Origin of the sequence: Chryseobacterium sp. WX (assembly GCF_029542485.1) — a bacterium.
Classification (GTDB): domain Bacteria; phylum Bacteroidota; class Bacteroidia; order Flavobacteriales; family Weeksellaceae; genus Chryseobacterium; species Chryseobacterium cucumeris.
In genome coordinates, this window is record NZ_CP120710.1 from 2254116 (window position 1) to 2270043 (window position 15928).

Below are 15928 nucleotides of genomic sequence, written 5' to 3' on the forward strand. Positions count from 1 at the left end.
TTTTGAAATGTATTATACTTTCTATAAAAACAATTAACTTCGTTATATGAAACAACCCGTTCGTTTTAATTCTATATCAGATTTTCATACTTTCTGCAGTCTTCCGAATCCTGAGCATCCGCTGATCAGTTTGATCGATTACAGCAAGGTTCGTTATGTTGTAGAAAATGAAGAACTGAAGTGGATTCAGAATTTTTATTCTATTGGTTTGAAAAAAAATGTCACACCAAAGTTCAATTACGGGCACCAGCAATATGATTTTAATTCAGGAGTGCTTTGTTTTGTTTCACCGCAGCAATATTTAAGTCTTGAAATCAACCCGGACGTAGAAGTAGAGCCTACAGGATTTTTATTATTGATTCATCCCGATTTTCTGTGGAATACTTCATTAACCAAAAAAATAAAATCGTATGACTTCTTCAGCTACCAGGTAAAAGAAGCTCTTTTCCTCTCTGATAAAGAAGAGAAAATCCTGGTTGATATTTTTAAAAACATTGAACGTGAATATCAGACCAATACCGATAGATTCACACAGGAACTGATTATTGCCCAGATTGAATTATTACTGGTTTACTCTGACCGTTTTTATGAAAGGCAGTTTTTCACCAGAAAAAAATCAAGTCATGAATTGTTATACAAATTTGAAGACATTCTTTCTCAATATTTCGAAAGCGGAAGTCTCCTTGAAAACGGGATTCCATCAGTGAAGTGTATTGCTGAACAGATGAATATTTCTCCCAATTATCTGGGAACACTTTTACGTCTTCACACCCAACAAAATACACAACAGCATATTCAGAATAAATTAATTGAATCTGCCAAAGAACGATTAAGCACTACAAGTTTATCCGTAAGTGAAATTGCTTATGAGCTGGGATTTGAGCATCCGCAGTCTTTCAGCAAACTTTTTAAGCAAAAAACAAATCAGTCACCAGGAGAATTCAGAAAGCTTTTCAATTAGCACTGCTTTGAAATGATCATTATAAAATAGCAATGTTAATTTCATTCTATTTTGTGATAAGGAAGTTCATTATTTTTGTTTAAATACTTCTTTAAGATGAAACCAATCCTATTATTGATCTTTATTTTCACATTTTATTTCTATCAGGGACAAAGTAAAAAAGATATAATCAATGTTGAAAAAACAGAGAATCCAATTCAGAAAAAATATTCCGGAAAAATTGTTTTTCTAAGCCAAAACATAGCAACGGAAAATCTGAGAGATTCGGATATTCTTAATTCTGCAATATTTCAGGAAAATGGTGATCTTGGTATTCATGCCTTCTTTGATAACTCTCTGGTTAATTATCTGCATCAGCTTGAACCCCTTCTTTCTGTGGATGAACTGCTGAAAAAAGGAAATTATCAGTTCTCATTTTATGTAGACGGAAAACTTATTTATCAGGAAAATCTCAATACAGGAGCGGGAACTTCCGACCATAAAAAATTCAAAACCAGCTTACGAATTCCTCTTCTCAGCAGCAAAAATGAAGATTCCTGGGGAAGGTATTTATGGATGCATTTTTATATGGCTCATAACGGAATTGATGCGCTGACAGCAGGAAATCATATTTTAAAAATTGAAATCAGACCTTATATCAATACTTCTACGATCCAAACGGGATCAGTCATTGCAGAAGGACAAATCAATCTTACGGTTCCTGCTCAAAACACTACAGAGCAGCAGATCGCCATTCAACCTATTCAGTCCAATAGTGGTTGGAATATTTCACAGGAAAGAATCAATACGGAAAGCATCAGAACTCTGAATAAGAAAATTGCAGAGAACAGGTTCAAAAATATCACCGGAATTGTCATTATAAAAGAAGGAAAGCTTCTTCTAGAAGAATATTTCAACGGATCCGGAAGAGACTCTTTGCAGGACACACGATCGGTAGGAAAATCTTTTTCTTCAGCTTTAATGGGGATTGCTATTAAAGAAGGATATTTAAAAAGTGAAAACCAGAAACTGAGTGAATTTTATGACCTGAAGCTCTTTAAAAACTATTCTCCTCAAAAAGATAATGTCACTATCAAAAGTTTACTGACAATGAGTTCAGGGTTTGACGGAAACGATGAGAACTACGAATCTCCCGGAAATGAAGAAAATATGTACCCTACTGAAAATTGGGTAAAGTTTACTCTGGATCTTCCTATGACGGAAAATCCCATTGGTAAAAATTGGAGTTATTTCACAGCAGGAGTAGTAGTATCCGGAGATATTCTGGATAAAACTATTCCACAGGGGTTAAAAAATTATGCCCATCAAAAGTTGTTTCAACCTCTTGGAATTACAAACTACAAATGGCAGTTTACACCCCAGCAAAAGCCTTCATTGGCAGGAGGACTTCGCATGAAAGCACTTGATTTTGCAAAATTCGGGCAATTATATCAAAATAATGGCGTATGGAGTGGAAAAACCCTATTGAGTAAAGAATGGATTCAGAAATCTTTCACCAATTACTTCACAGACAATCCTGATTTTGAAGGATATGGATATTTATTCTGGAAAAAAGTTTATACTGTGGGAAACAAAAGTTATGAAGCTTTCCAATCCAGTGGAAATGGTGGAAATAAAATTATTATTTTCACTCAGATACCAGTTGTCATAGTAATTACAGCGCAAGCCTACAACAAGCCCTACGCACACCAGCAATCTGAAAAAATAGTACAGGATTATCTTTTACCCGCCTTAAAAATGAGTAATGAATAATCAGTAATGAGTAATACTATTCGTCTTTTTTGGAAGGAACCAGAAATACATCAATAAGACCTTCAGGAAGTTCCATTTTGATGGTTCTTTCTTCCCTGTCAACTGCAAGAATCCAGTCTTTGATCATAGGAATTACCACTTCTTTTCCATCCAGATTGGTAATGAAATACACCTGTGCTGTCTGATCGTTTACTGATCTGATCACTCCACAGTTGTTGTCATTCTGGTCAAAAATTTCAAATCCGATGATTTCGTGGTAGTAAAATTGTTTTCCTGAAAGTTTAGGCAGTGAAGCAAGTGGAAGGTAAACACTTTTACCCAATACCTGATCTACCATCGCTTCAGAAGAGTTTTTGAATGCAAGATTCAGAGCATCCAGTTTGCTCCATGATGATTTTTCAATAAAAAATGGAACCAATAATCCGTTGATTTCAACGAATATTGATTCCAATTTATTGTAAAGCTCGGGTTGATCGGTATCCAATTTAAGGATCACATTACCCGCAAGTCCATGTCTGCGTGTGATTTTTCCTAAAAAATAGCAATCTTCTTTACGCATAACAGGTTTTGTTCTTAAGCTTCAGTGTTTTCTTCAGTTTCAGCAGCAGGAGCTTCTCCTTCTGTAGCTTCAGCAGCAACTTCAACTTCTTCAGCAGGTGCATTAGCAGCTTCTTCAGCAGCTTTAGCATCAGCTTCAGCTTGTGCAGCAGCAGCAACTCTAGCTTCGTTTACTTTTACTTCAGCTTCTAAAGCAGCTTTCTTAGCATCAGCTTTAGCAGTAGCTAAACCTTCTACTTTACCTTGTACTTTAGCATCTTTAGCTTCTACCCAAGCATTGAATCTTTTTTCAGCTTCAGCTTCGTCAAAAGCACCTTTAGCTACACCACCTTGTAAGTGTTTTTTGTAAAGAGCACCTTTGTAAGATAGAATAGCTCTAGCAGTATCAGTAGGCTGAGCACCGTTGTTTAACCACTTTACAGCAGAATCAACGTTCAATTCGATAGTTGCCGGGTTAGTAATTGGGTTGTAAGTACCTAGTTTTTCGATGAATCTACCATCTCTTCTAGCTCTAGAATCTGCAACCACGATGTGGAAAAAAGGTTTTCCTTTTTTACCGTGTCTTTGTAATCTGATTTTTACTGACATAATGTTTGAATTTTACGGGAACTCGTCCCAGTTAAATATTTAAGAGTGCAAAGATAGTAAAAAAGTTTGAAGTAAAAAGCTCTGAGTAAAAAGTTTTATAAAATTCATTATTTTTTAACTAATCAGTGCAAAAGAGAATACTGTTGAAATAATCACAGAAATTAAAACTGCCATAAAAACAACAAAATTATCTCTTGTTTTTCCTGTAATCCCATAGATCACCAAATAGTTGATGATATACGCAGGCACCAGTAGAAAAAATGAAAACTGCCCGGTAGATGTAAGCACAGCCTTAAAAAAAAGACTCCCGGTTACAGAAGCTATGATAAGCCCTAAAAGACTTTTAAAAATGATTTTCTCATCTATCTTATCATTTTCTTTGACTTTTGAAAACTGATCAAATTTATTCAGAATAAAAATCTTTAAATCGCTGCTGCTAATCATTTCTGAAGAAATATTTTCAAGGATAACATCTATATTTTCTCCCTTTTGTACCCTTTTGTGTACTTCAAATGAGATTCTCCCTTTTTCTTTGACTAAAACTTTCCTGTATTCTGCTGCTTTTACAAATTCATCATAATTGAATTGCTGACTGATGGCTTCCCGCAGTTCATCATTGACTTTACCAGTATGATCAGTCATATGAAGATAGGCAGCATGAAGATCTTCTTCATTATAATTTCTGTAAATATTCTTCATCTACACCGTTCCCATATAGAAAAGTCCAAGGCACTTCTGGTTTTCCTCAATGGTCAGAGAGTCTTTCAGCTCGTCCACGATTTTAGGAGAACTCCAGTAACACCCGATATTATTTGCTGTACAGCTAAGATACATATTCTGAACCGCCATTGAAGTCGCTGCTATTTCTTCCCATTCAGGAACCATACCGCTGAAGTTGACAACAATAGAAACCACAACATTGGCTTTATTGATTTTAAAACCGATATCATTGTATTTTTTTTCTAAAAAAAGTTGTTCTGGAGTAACAGTCTTATAGATAGCCTGCATTTCTGCTGCCAGCTGTGCTTTTTCTTCTCCTTTGAATATTTTGAAACGCCAAGGCTTAGTACGTTTGTGATTGGGAGCAAACGTGGCAGAATTTACAATCTCTTCCAAAACTTCCTGAGATATTTCTGTGTCTGTATAATCTTTCGGGAAAATACTTCTTCTCTCCTCTATAATTTCTTTTAAAATGGTTGCTTTACTCATACCTGCAAATTTACAACATGAAATTCAATCTTCATTTTAAAATGTTAAGGATGTATAGCCAGTTTACGATTTTTATACGCCTGATAATTGCTTATGATAAATGTTGCGGCAATGATTAAAGCAATCAGAATACTCAGCCATTTTTCATAGACTTCCCCTTTTGCCGGGTTCAGCATAAATAACACAATAAAACTTATGGAATATACTACCCCGGCAATGATCCATCTGTTATCGGGATCAGGATATTCCTTCACGGTACTTGCTTTATTATAATTAAAAACAGGAAGCAGTTTATGTTGATCCCAAATGACCAATATCAGTACGGCAATCATCATTAAGGAGGTGATTATCCAGGTCCCCGAAAAGGAAAGGCTGAGAGTAATAACCCAGATATTACTCAAGATAGCCAGAAACATCAATGCACCCAATGTTGCAAAGCGCTGTGTCATCAGTAAAATTCCGGCTGCCACCTGTGCCAGTCCTAAAAAATTCCAATAAAATCCGGATTGATATAAAGCTTCAAAAAAGTATCCGATTGGGTTATCAGCTGAAATTCTGGTAAACCTTTCTCCCATAAGCTTTATTAAACCTGATGGAAAAAAAGCAGAGCCTACGAGATAACGAAGGTGAATAATGATCCACTGATTAATTCTGCCTGTTCTTAATTGTTCAAATTTCATAGTATAGTATTTTGCATAGCAAGGTACTAAATAAAAATAAAACTTCAAATATAAATCTGAAGTTAATCTTATTAAGATGAATAACTATATGATACTGCAGAATCCTATTTACAATACCTCTACAATCTTCTGATGGATTTTATTCAGGGTAAACTCGTCTCCGGGTCTCATTCCCATCATTTTTCTGGCCATGGGGCTTTCCGGAGAAATAGCGTAGAATCTGTCGCCCTCAAAAAAGAACTCTCCCAGCGATACAGAAATATAGAACCTGGCTTTATTGGTAATCACTAGTGAACCGAGCTGTACCCTTTCTGTAGCTGTATTCAGAACCTTTGCCATATTCCTCTTAAGATCATTCAATGCGCCGAGTTGCCGCTGCATCTGATAAATTTCCTCCTGCATTTCTTCTCTCATGCTGTCATATTTCGGAGTTTTTTTGATGTCACGGCTGGCTTCCATGGTAAATTCGATAAAGTTTTTAAGCTTCTCAATTTTCTCTGCGATGGTGGTCTTCACAAAATCTCTGATATCACTTTTTTCAAATACAATCTTCTCCATACAATCTATTCTTTATATAAAGATAATATTTTTAGAATAATATTTCTTTGACTTTATACAAAAACGATAACAAAATAAAGAGAAATATGATTTATTCAAATAATAGGTTCTCATAAAAAAGCCCTGCAAAATTTACAAGGCTTTCTTATTATTTCTCGGCTAATTTCTTAAGATTATCCAGACCCTGGCCAAACATTTTATCCATGTTATTATCCATCATAGGCTTCATAATCTTCATCATACTATTTAGTTCATTATCTATCATCCAGGTTACTCTGGTTCCATTCCCTTCACGAGTCAGCACAATATTAGCTTTTGCATCTCCTTCAAAAGGTTCTATAAAGTGAAGTTTTGTCGCCATTTTCTGATTAGGGATCAGTTCGGTAATAGATTGTTCACCTTCCCCTACATTTTTATCACCCTTCCAGTGATAAGAATCTCCTAATTTATCTCCTTCTCCTGAATAGGTAATCACAATATTTTTATCGGCTTTGGAGAAAGGATCCCATTGGTTATATCCTTTTAAGTTCCCCGTATAAGTCCATACTTTTTCCTGGGGTGCGTTGATGACAACAGATTTTTCATAGTGATAGTCTTTACTGAAAGCCAGCACAGCAATGACAGCATAGATAAGAATCAGTACGATGATGATACCGATAATTTTTAAGAGTGTTTTCATAGTCTATATATTTAAGGTTATTTATTTTAATGATGACTTTTAAATCTGTTTTCAAAATTAAATATTCCCATATCACTCCTTCTTTCCATATGACAAGATTAATTAAAGATAAGGTATTTTTGTCATAACTTGCCAGTAAGGCATTATTTTTGAGCATTTCAGCTGTGATTCCCGATGAATCATTACATTTACCTTATATAAAAAGATCAAAAAATGAATATTTTAACCGAAAAATTTAACACACCATATCATTCAGCACCGTTTAACCTTATTAAAAATGAAGATTATCTTCCTGCATTTAAAGAGTTAATTCAAAAATCTGAAGCAGAAATTGAGGCTATTGTCAACAATCCTGAAACCCCTACTTTCGAAAATGTCATTGAAGCATTGGCATATTCCGGAGAGCAGCTGGATGTGGTTTCCAATATTTTTTTCAACTTAAATTCTGCAGAAACCAGCGACGAAATCCAACAGATTGCACAGGAGGTTTCACCAATTTTAACGGAATATTCTTCAAAAATTTCTCAAAACGAAGCCCTTTTCAACAAAATCAAAAAAGTATATGATGAAAAGGAAAAATATAATCTGAATGAAGAGCAGGAAATGCTTTTGAATGAAACCTACAAAGGTTTTGTAAGAAGCGGAGCCTTATTGAATGAGGAAGACAAAGAAAAACTAAAGAAAATCAGCATGGATCTTTCTGTAAAATCTTTACAGTTTGGACAGAATGTACTGGCTTCTACGAATGCTTATTTTAAACATATCATTAATAAAGAAGATCTTGCAGGAATTCCTGAGGCGATCATTGATCAATATGCGGAAGAAGCGAAAGAAAGGAATCTTGAAGGCTGGGTAGTCACTTTACAGTATCCAAGCTATATTCCATTCATGACCTATGCTGAAAACCGTGAACTGAGAAAAGAACTGGCTTTAGCCAATGGTAAAAAGTCTTTCGATGGTGGAGAATTTGACAATCAGAATTTGATTAAAGAACTTCTGAATTTAAAACAACAAAAAGCTGAACTTTTAGGATATAAAAACTACGCTGATTTCGTTCTTGAAGAAAGAATGGCCAAGTCTCCGGTGAAAGTTTTCGATTTTTTAAATGAACTTCTTACCAAGGCAAAACCTTATGCTGATAAGGAAATTGGAGAATTAAAATCTTTAGCAAAAGCTGACGGAATTGAGGAAATGCAAGGTTACGACCATGCATTCTATGCTGAAAAACTTCGTAAGGCGAAATTCGATCTTAATGATGAAGAACTAAAACCCTATTTTCCATTAAACCAGGTACAGGATGCTGTATTCGGACTGGCTGGAGAACTTTTCGGACTGACTTTTGAGGAAAGAAATGATATTCCAAAATACCACGACGATGTAAAAGTATATGAAGTAAAAGAAATTATAGCAGTTTCCAGTACTGGAAAGACAGAATCTGATTATAAAGCATTATTATACGTTGATTATTTTCCAAGAAAGGGAAAAAGAGCCGGTGCATGGATGACCAGCTACAAAAATCAGTACAAACAAAACGGTGAAAATTCCCGTCCGCATATTTCAATTGTCTGCAACTTCAGCAAACCTACAAAAGATACACCTAGTTTACTGACTTTCCAGGAAGTGACTACTTTATTCCACGAGTTTGGGCATGCACTTCACGGGATGATGGCAGATACTCAATATCCTACTCTTTCCGGAACTTCTGTGAAATGGGACTTTGTAGAACTTCCCTCACAGTTTCTGGAAAACTTCTGCTATGAACCGGAATTCTTAAAAACGTTTGCAAAACATTATAAGACCGGAGAAGTACTTCCTGACGAAAAAATTGAAAAAATTGAGCAGTCTAAAAACTTCATGGAAGGATATCAGACTTTAAGACAGCTAGGTTTTGGACTTCTGGATATGAATTATCATACTAAAGTGGCAGAACTGGAACATGAAAGTGTAAAAGAGTTTGAAGATAAATATACCAAAGCAACCACTCTTTATCCTTCCAACGCTGAAACGGCAATGAGTCCAAGTTTCTCCCACATTTTCCAGGGAGGATATTCCGCAGGATATTATTCTTACAAATGGGCGGAAGTTCTTGATGCCGATGCATTCCAGTATTTCAAAGAAAACGGAATCTTCAATCCTGAGATTGCAGCCAAGTATAAAGTACTGCTTTCTTCAGGTGGAACAAAGGATCCGATGGAGCTTTACAAAAGCTTCAGAGGCAGCGAACCAAAAGTGGAAAGCTTATTGAAAAGAGCGTTTGGATAGAATACAGACTGAGATGACGACAGAAAAAATTAATATGCTGGAAGCTATTTTTAATCAATCTTTAAAAACAGCTCTTGGCAATACTACTCCCGAAAAGATTGATGAAATTCTTGACAACCGAGATTCTGCAGAGTTTTCTGCTGAATGGATGAAAGCGTATCAGGTGATTGAAGAAAAAGCTTTTGATGAAGAAACAGAAGACCAGATAAGTGATATCCGAAAGGAGATTTTTGTTTCCACTTTCAGAAGTACCGGTTCTTCAGATCTTCCGGCTTATATTTCGGATGATTTTGGTTTGATTTGCTCTTACTACATTCATCAGGTTGAAAATAGCTGGGTCACCAATTTGCTTTTCACCTATCTTCATCATCAGATTCCACAAGGTGAACTGATGAAAACAGAGAAAACAATGAAAGAATTGATCCCATAGATCAGAATTTACAATATAAAGAACAGCGATTGCTGTTCTTTTTGTTTTAAATTAGTCGCTCGATAATTTCAAAATCAATTCCTGATCTATGACCATTCAAGAACAAATCCAGGGCTACATCAACAGTCAGCCGGAACTGAAACGCAATGATATGCAGGAACTCCACAATATTATTGTGGAGCTCATCCCGGAATGCCAGCTGTGGTTTCTGGATGGTAAAAACAGTGAAAATAAAACCGTTTCCAATCCCAATATCGGATATGGATCATATACCATGCAGTATGCAGATGGAAAAACCAGAGATTTTTATCAGATTGGAATGAGTGCCAATACCACAGGAATTTCCATCTACATTATGAATATCGGTGATAAGGCCTATTTAGCCAAAACATATGGAGATAAAATAGGGAAAGCCAGTGTAACAGGATATTGTATTAAATTCAAAACGTTGAAAGATATCAACATTGAAATCCTGAAAGCTACCATACTGAATGGACTTAAAGAGTAAAAAGCTAAATTTGCACCTTATAGTAAACATCCATTCTGTAATTCTAAATAATGAGCACGATAACAACAAGATTAGAAAACGTAAAAAAACTTCAGGCTAAGAGATGGGAAAATGAAGACCATTGGGATACTTTAAATGATCTGTTGGTTAAAGAATTAGATGAAATTTTATTGATTGAGCCTGAAAACACTTCGGCTTTAATCAATATCGGGGCTATTTACTCGGATATGGGAGAAAATGAAAAGGCATTGGAGTATTTAAAAACGGCATTAGATTTGGGTTCAAAAGACAAAAATCTTTTTGTAAATCTCGCTATTGTGCTTGTTTATATGGAGAAACATCAGGAAGAGTATTTGGAATATCTAGAAGAAGCAGAGGATAAAACGGAAGATCCTCTCACTTTTAAAGCGTATTTTGATCCTCAGTCCCGGTAAAATCAAATTAATTAAAAACTTAAAATCATGTTATTAGCCATCTTACTTCCCTTCTTATCTTTCATGGTCCGTGGAAAAGTTTTCACCGGAATTATCTGCCTTATCTTACAGATCACTCTGATCGGATGGCTTCCTGCGGCAATCTGGGCTGTACTTTCTTTAAATAATGAAAGAGCAGACAAAAGAAATGACCGATTGATCAAAGCCATGCGGGAAAATAAAAGATAAAACTTACCCAAGCCTACCACAAACACTTGATTTAAAATCAATTAATAAACATTATCTATTGTTTTTCAGTTTCTGATTTATAAATTTCATCAAAAAAAATTGCGAAACCGAAAAGTTGCACATATATTTGCAACCATATAGTTTCATTTAAAAATTATCACCTATGAGAAGAGATATTTTTCAGGCTATAGCAGATCCTACACGAAGAGCTATTATTGCACTGATCGCAGTACAGGCGATGACGCCCAATGCCATAGCAGAGCATTTTGATACGACCAGACAGGCCGTTTCAAAACATCTGAAAATTCTGACAGAGTGTGAATTGGTAACTCAAAATCATCAGGGAAGAGAAATTTATTACTTTCTAGAAATTGATAAAATGAAAGAAATAGACCATTGGCTGGAACAGTTCAGAAAGATATGGGAAAGCCGTTTCGAACAGCTTGACACGTTACTGGCAACTTTGAAAAGCCAGCAGAAATAAAGTTTAATACGACAACCAAACTATAAAAATATTAATATGAAACATCTTCTTCAGTTCGATTTCCTTGCAGATAAGGAAAAGAACACCTTAACCATCAGACGTGAGTTTATGGCGAACAGACAATTGGTATGGGATTGCTACACGAAAAGTGACCTTCTTGATCGTTGGTTCGCTCCCAAACCATTTACTACCAAAACAAAATCTATGGAATTCCGTGAAGGTGGACACTGGCATTATGCAATGGTAGAACCTGACGGAAAAGAATACTGGAGCTGGGTTGGCTATCACAAGATCAATCCAATTGATTCTTATACTTCAAGTGATGCGTTTTGCAATGAAAAGGGAGAAATCAATACAGATCTTCCTCAGGCAGAATGGGTAGTATCTTTCACGGATAAAAATGAGAATACCCTTGTAGAAACTATTGTGACCTATCAATCCTTAGCAGATCTGGAAACCATTATCGAAATGGGAATGGAACAGGGAATGATGGCTACTCTTGAAAAGCTTGACGAATTATTATTAACATTAAACCCATAAAAATGAGCCACAAAATCACAGTTTCTGCCATCATCAGTGCAGATGCAGAAAAAGTATGGAATTATTACACCCATCCTGAACACATCACTCAATGGAACTTTGCTGATCCTTCATGGCAATGCCCATCTGCTTCCAATGATATGAAAGTAGGTGGAAAATATGCAGCAAGAATGGAAGCCAAAGACGGAAGTTTCGGTTTCGACTTTGAAGCCGTTTACAATGAAATAAAAGATGGTGAAAACTTTACCTATACCATGCCGGACGGAAGACAGGTACATGTTGACTTTAAAGAAAACAATGGCCAAACCCATGTACATGTAGCTTTTGATCCTGAAAGCCAGAATCCTGAAGAAATGCAGAAAGGAGGCTGGCAGGCAATTCTTGATAATTTCAAAAAGTATGCGGAAGCCAATTAAAAATATTTCAATCAAAAATTGATAAAAAGCTGGATGTTTTACATTCAGCTTTTATTTTTCTGGGATCAGAAATCTCTGAACTCTGATATTGTTGTAAATTTACATTTCAAACTCTGAAGGATTGATAGTAAAAAACTACAAACTTCTTTAATCCTTGTGATAAGTCAAGGGTTAGAACCTTGACAAGGATAGAGGATCATTCAGAAAAAATCAAAATGATTTTAATTAAAGAACCACATTTTTTGGGAAGCTATGAAAGAAAATAAATACGACCATCCATCATTTTTTGACCAGTATGAAAAAATGCTCCGTTCTCAGATTGGATTGGAAGGAGCCGGAGAATGGCATACTCTGAAAAATATGCTGCCGGATTTTCATGGAAAAAACATTCTGGATTTAGGATGTGGTTTCGGATGGCATTGTCGTTTCGCTATAGAAAACGGAGCAAAAACGGTTACCGGAATTGATCTTTCAGAAAGAATGCTGGCAAAAGCTTTGGAAATCAATAGTCTGCCTGGAATTCAATATGAAAGAATAGCTCTGGAAGAAGTGGATTATCCTGCTGAAAAATTTGATATCATACTCAGTTCTCTCACCTTACATTATGTAGAATCCTTCGATAGTATTGTTCAAAATATTTATAAATGGCTCACACCCGGCGGATCTTTTGTATTTTCAGTAGAACATCCTGTATTCACTGCAGAAGGTGGTCAGGACTGGATATATGATAAAAATGGTGAAAAAATCTGCTGGCCGGTAGACCGTTATTTTATAGAAGGAAAAAGGAATACAACTTTTCTGGGTGAAAATGTCATTAAATACCACCGCACTTTAACTTCTTATTTAAATACATTATTAAAACACGGCTTCACCCTCAAAGAAGTTATCGAGCCGGAGCCAGGTCAGGAAATGTTGAAAGAAATTCCGGAGATGAAAGAAGAACTCCGCAGACCTATGATGTTTCTCATCTCCGTATTGAAATAATTTTCAGAAAATCAACTTTATTGTTTTTAAAAATACAATATACTTTGCTATATTGTATAACATAGTAATTAAAATAATATATATCTTTGTATAACAAAATACAGAGATATGATTATTAAAAAACTCATAACCCCACTTATTCTACTTCCATTTTTAAGCAATACAACCGATGCTCAGACACTATCAAAAAGATATGAAAAGAAGATTGACAGCATTATCCAGACTGAATTCGGGAATAAAAATGAGCCTGGTGGCGTTTTCCTCATTAGTCAGAACGGAAAAAACCTGTATAGGAAAGCATTTGGGAAAGCCAATCTTGAACTTAACGTCAATATGACCCCTGAGAATGTTTTCCAAATTGGTTCAATGACCAAACAGTTTACAGCCGTAGCTATTCTGCTGCTTGAGCAACAGAGAAAACTGAATGTCAACGATCCCATTTCCCAATACATCAAAGATTATCTTAACGGAGATAAGATCACTATTCATCAACTTCTGACGCATACTTCAGGAATTAAAGATTTTACCAAAATGAAGTCTATTTCTTCCATTGCCCAAAAAGAAATGAAACCTGAAGAAATGGTGAATTTTTTCAAAAATGAACCTGTCGATTTCGCACCTGGAGAAAAATTTGATTACAACAATTCCGGCTATGTGGTTTTGGGATATATCATTGAGCTTGTCTCCGGAACTTCTTATGAAGATTTTATTAAGAAAAATATCTTCGATAAAGCAGGAATGAACCACTCTTATTATGCTTCTGACAGAAAAGTTATTCCTCAAAGAGCTTACGGATATCACAAAAAAGAGCAGGGATTTGTAAATAAGACAGTCATCAGTTTCAGCGTTCCATTCTCTTCCGGATCACTAATGTCTACAGCAGATGATATGCTGAAATGGCAGCAGGCCCTAAACCAAAATTTAATATTGGATTTAAAAGAAACTCAAAAGGCTTTTCAGAAATATAAACTGAATAATGGTGAAGAATTTACTTATGGCTACGGCTGGCATTTGAAAGACATCAATGGAATTCCTGACCGCGAACACGGAGGAAGTATCTTCGGATTTAAAAGTATGGGAGTTTACATTCCTGCTGAAGATGTTTATGTGATTGGGCTCAGCAACTGCGACTGCCACTCTCCTACCGAAGTGACCAAAAATATGGCAAAAGCAGCTTTACATGAAATGAAAACCTCATCAAAACAACCTTAAAAACAAGATCTGTTTTATTGGCTGCTCCTCATCTCAGGAAGAACATGATCCGGAACTTTATATATACAGATCATTACAAAGATCAGACAGAAAATATTAATCCGCAAAGCAACAGAGAAGGCATTGTAATAATATTTTACATCAGGCTTTTCTCCAAGAAAATAGTAGAAGAGACTTCCTACAGCAACAATTCCCACAATAGCTGCAATCTGCTGAATGGTATTATAAACACCAGACGCATTCCCGATCAGCTTTTCAGATATTCCCGACATCGCTATGTTTGCCAGGGAAGGAATGATAGATCCTATTCCCAAGCCATGTAAAAACAACAGCAGACAAAAAACCGGAAAACTGATCTGTGTCCTGAACAAAAACAATTGGAGCACAAGGATAATAATAATAAAGCCAAGTCCTGCCATCAGGGCTTTTTTTCCATATCTTAAAATCAGTTTTACTGAAAAAACGGAAGCCAGAATAAAACCCAATCCCTGAAAAACAATAATTTCACCTGCTTTTAATGGACTGATCTTTAGACCATCCTGAAAAAACAAGGATAGAATATAGAAATAGGAGTCCAGCATGATAAAAAAGAAGGAAACCGCTATAATTCCGAGATTGAAATTTTTATAACGGAACAACTCAAAATCAATCAGATAAGCTTGTGCATTCTGGATTCTTTTCTTTTGATTTTTAATAAATGTGAATAAAATTCCGACAGAAATAATCATTAATGAAATATTTTTAAAATCAAACCCTTCGTGTTCAGAGAGGGTTAAAGCATAAGTAGCAAAGAACAATCCTGCAGAAAGAATTAAAACTCCGCTCCAATCAAAAGACTGTTCCACATCCATTCTTGATTCGTCTAATAATCTTAAGCTAAAGAAAATAGCTGGTAAACATATGGGAATATTCATCAGAAAAATGAGTCTCCAGGGTTCTTCTATGATCATCAGAGACGAAAAATAGCCTCCGAGAAACTGACCCAGGACAGTTCCTATTCCGATGGTAATTCCATACCAACCCATCGCTTGGGTACGTTCCTTATGATCAGGAAACAGAATTTGTATCATCGAAAGTACCTGAGGAGCCATTATAGCTGCACTTATTCCCTGTACAAATCTTGCGATGACCAACTGGTAAGCTCCTGCAGAAAACCCACATGCAACAGAGCTTATCATAAAAGCTGATAACCCAATCACGTACATCTTTTTTCTTCCATACAAATCACCCAATCGTCCACCTGTAATGAGTAAAGAGGCAAAACCAATAAGATGGGCAGCAATCATGAACTGCATTTCCCCGTTAGAGGCATAAAGATCACGCTGTATAGAAGGCATGGACACATTAATGATAAAAATATCCATAATCGTCAACAACTGACCAAACAATATCACCAATAATTTCAAATACTTACTCTTCATTTTTATATAGATATATCTATTTTT

At 35.7% G+C, this 15928-nt stretch carries 20 protein-coding genes; 12 read left to right on the forward strand and 8 right to left on the reverse strand.

Translation table 11 applies throughout. The features are described 5' to 3' along the window. Positions 1-46 precede the first annotated feature (46 nt). Positions 47-961 carry a response regulator transcription factor gene (locus PZ898_RS10110; protein ID WP_277695426.1) on the forward strand — a complete coding sequence of 305 codons (915 nt, stop codon included), beginning with the start codon at positions 47-49 and terminating at the stop codon, positions 959-961. 96 nt (positions 962-1057) lie between these two features. Next, positions 1058-2713 carry a serine hydrolase gene (locus PZ898_RS10115; RefSeq protein WP_277695427.1) on the forward strand — a complete coding sequence of 552 codons (1656 nt, stop codon included), beginning with the start codon at positions 1058-1060 and terminating at the stop codon, positions 2711-2713. A 16-nt stretch (positions 2714-2729) separates the two neighbouring features. On the opposite strand, the gene rimM is transcribed toward PZ898_RS10115, so the two are convergent. From rimM to PZ898_RS10150, 7 genes are all read right to left on the reverse strand, one after another. Then, entirely contained in the window at positions 2730-3272 is a 543-nt protein-coding gene (gene rimM / locus PZ898_RS10120) for a ribosome maturation factor RimM (RefSeq protein ID WP_062673923.1), read from the reverse strand. A gap of 14 nt (positions 3273-3286) precedes the next feature. Continuing rightward, positions 3287-3859, reverse strand: a complete 573-nt coding sequence (locus tag PZ898_RS10125; RefSeq protein ID WP_277695428.1) for a 30S ribosomal protein S16 — start codon at positions 3857-3859, stop codon at positions 3287-3289. A 114-nt stretch (positions 3860-3973) separates the two neighbouring features. After that, entirely contained in the window at positions 3974-4558 is a 585-nt protein-coding gene (locus PZ898_RS10130; RefSeq protein ID WP_120232095.1) for a hypothetical protein, read from the reverse strand. Then, positions 4559-5068: a nitroreductase gene (locus PZ898_RS10135; protein WP_120232096.1), complete on the reverse strand. Its 510-nt coding sequence runs from the start codon at positions 5066-5068 to the stop codon at positions 4559-4561. A 44-nt stretch (positions 5069-5112) separates the two neighbouring features. Then, a complete protein-coding gene (locus PZ898_RS10140) occupies positions 5113-5748 on the reverse strand; it encodes a DoxX family membrane protein (RefSeq protein WP_277695429.1) in 636 nt (211 codons plus the stop codon). Positions 5749-5856: 108 nt separating this feature from the next. Beyond that, the gene (locus tag PZ898_RS10145) at positions 5857-6306 is read right to left on the reverse strand and encodes a hypothetical protein (RefSeq protein WP_120232098.1); all 450 of its coding nucleotides are present in this window, start codon (positions 6304-6306) and stop codon (positions 5857-5859) included. A gap of 148 nt (positions 6307-6454) precedes the next feature. Continuing rightward, the gene (locus tag PZ898_RS10150) at positions 6455-6985 is read right to left on the reverse strand and encodes an SRPBCC family protein (protein ID WP_062673913.1); all 531 of its coding nucleotides are present in this window, start codon (positions 6983-6985) and stop codon (positions 6455-6457) included. A gap of 213 nt (positions 6986-7198) precedes the next feature. Here PZ898_RS10150 and PZ898_RS10155 point away from each other — a divergent pair, with 213 nt between their 5' ends. From PZ898_RS10155 to PZ898_RS10200, 10 genes are all read left to right on the forward strand, one after another. Then, entirely contained in the window at positions 7199-9247 is a 2049-nt protein-coding gene (locus PZ898_RS10155; RefSeq protein ID WP_277695430.1) for a M3 family metallopeptidase, read from the forward strand. 13 nt (positions 9248-9260) lie between these two features. Continuing rightward, positions 9261-9677: a hypothetical protein gene (locus PZ898_RS10160; protein ID WP_277695431.1), complete on the forward strand. Its 417-nt coding sequence runs from the start codon at positions 9261-9263 to the stop codon at positions 9675-9677. An 88-nt stretch (positions 9678-9765) separates the two neighbouring features. Next, the gene (locus tag PZ898_RS10165; protein ID WP_277695432.1) at positions 9766-10185 is read left to right on the forward strand and encodes a DUF1801 domain-containing protein; all 420 of its coding nucleotides are present in this window, start codon (positions 9766-9768) and stop codon (positions 10183-10185) included. A 50-nt stretch (positions 10186-10235) separates the two neighbouring features. After that, complete coding sequence (locus tag PZ898_RS10170; protein ID WP_120232102.1) at positions 10236-10619, forward strand: tetratricopeptide repeat protein; 384 nt, start codon at positions 10236-10238, stop codon at positions 10617-10619. A 27-nt stretch (positions 10620-10646) separates the two neighbouring features. Next, entirely contained in the window at positions 10647-10847 is a 201-nt protein-coding gene (locus PZ898_RS10175) for a YqaE/Pmp3 family membrane protein (RefSeq protein WP_202967943.1), read from the forward strand. A 163-nt stretch (positions 10848-11010) separates the two neighbouring features. Further along, positions 11011-11331, forward strand: coding sequence for a metalloregulator ArsR/SmtB family transcription factor (locus PZ898_RS10180; protein WP_047378845.1), 321 nt, complete (start codon positions 11011-11013; stop codon positions 11329-11331). Between the two features lie 36 nt (positions 11332-11367). After that, the gene (locus PZ898_RS10185) at positions 11368-11871 is read left to right on the forward strand and encodes an SRPBCC domain-containing protein (RefSeq protein WP_123279260.1); all 504 of its coding nucleotides are present in this window, start codon (positions 11368-11370) and stop codon (positions 11869-11871) included. Between the two features lie 2 nt (positions 11872-11873). Continuing rightward, positions 11874-12287 (forward strand): SRPBCC family protein, encoded by a 414-nt coding sequence (locus PZ898_RS10190; protein ID WP_277695433.1) that lies wholly within the window; start codon positions 11874-11876, stop codon positions 12285-12287. Positions 12288-12539: 252 nt separating this feature from the next. After that, positions 12540-13271, forward strand: a complete 732-nt coding sequence (locus PZ898_RS10195; RefSeq protein ID WP_277695434.1) for a class I SAM-dependent methyltransferase — start codon at positions 12540-12542, stop codon at positions 13269-13271. 108 nt (positions 13272-13379) lie between these two features. Next, positions 13380-14483, forward strand: a complete 1104-nt coding sequence (locus PZ898_RS10200; protein ID WP_277695435.1) for a serine hydrolase domain-containing protein — start codon at positions 13380-13382, stop codon at positions 14481-14483. A gap of 14 nt (positions 14484-14497) precedes the next feature. On the opposite strand, the gene PZ898_RS10205 is transcribed toward PZ898_RS10200, so the two are convergent. Beyond that, on the reverse strand, positions 14498-15904 hold the full coding sequence (locus tag PZ898_RS10205; protein ID WP_277695436.1) for an MFS transporter: 1407 nt from the start codon (positions 15902-15904) through the stop codon (positions 14498-14500). Positions 15905-15928: the final 24 nt, after the last annotated feature.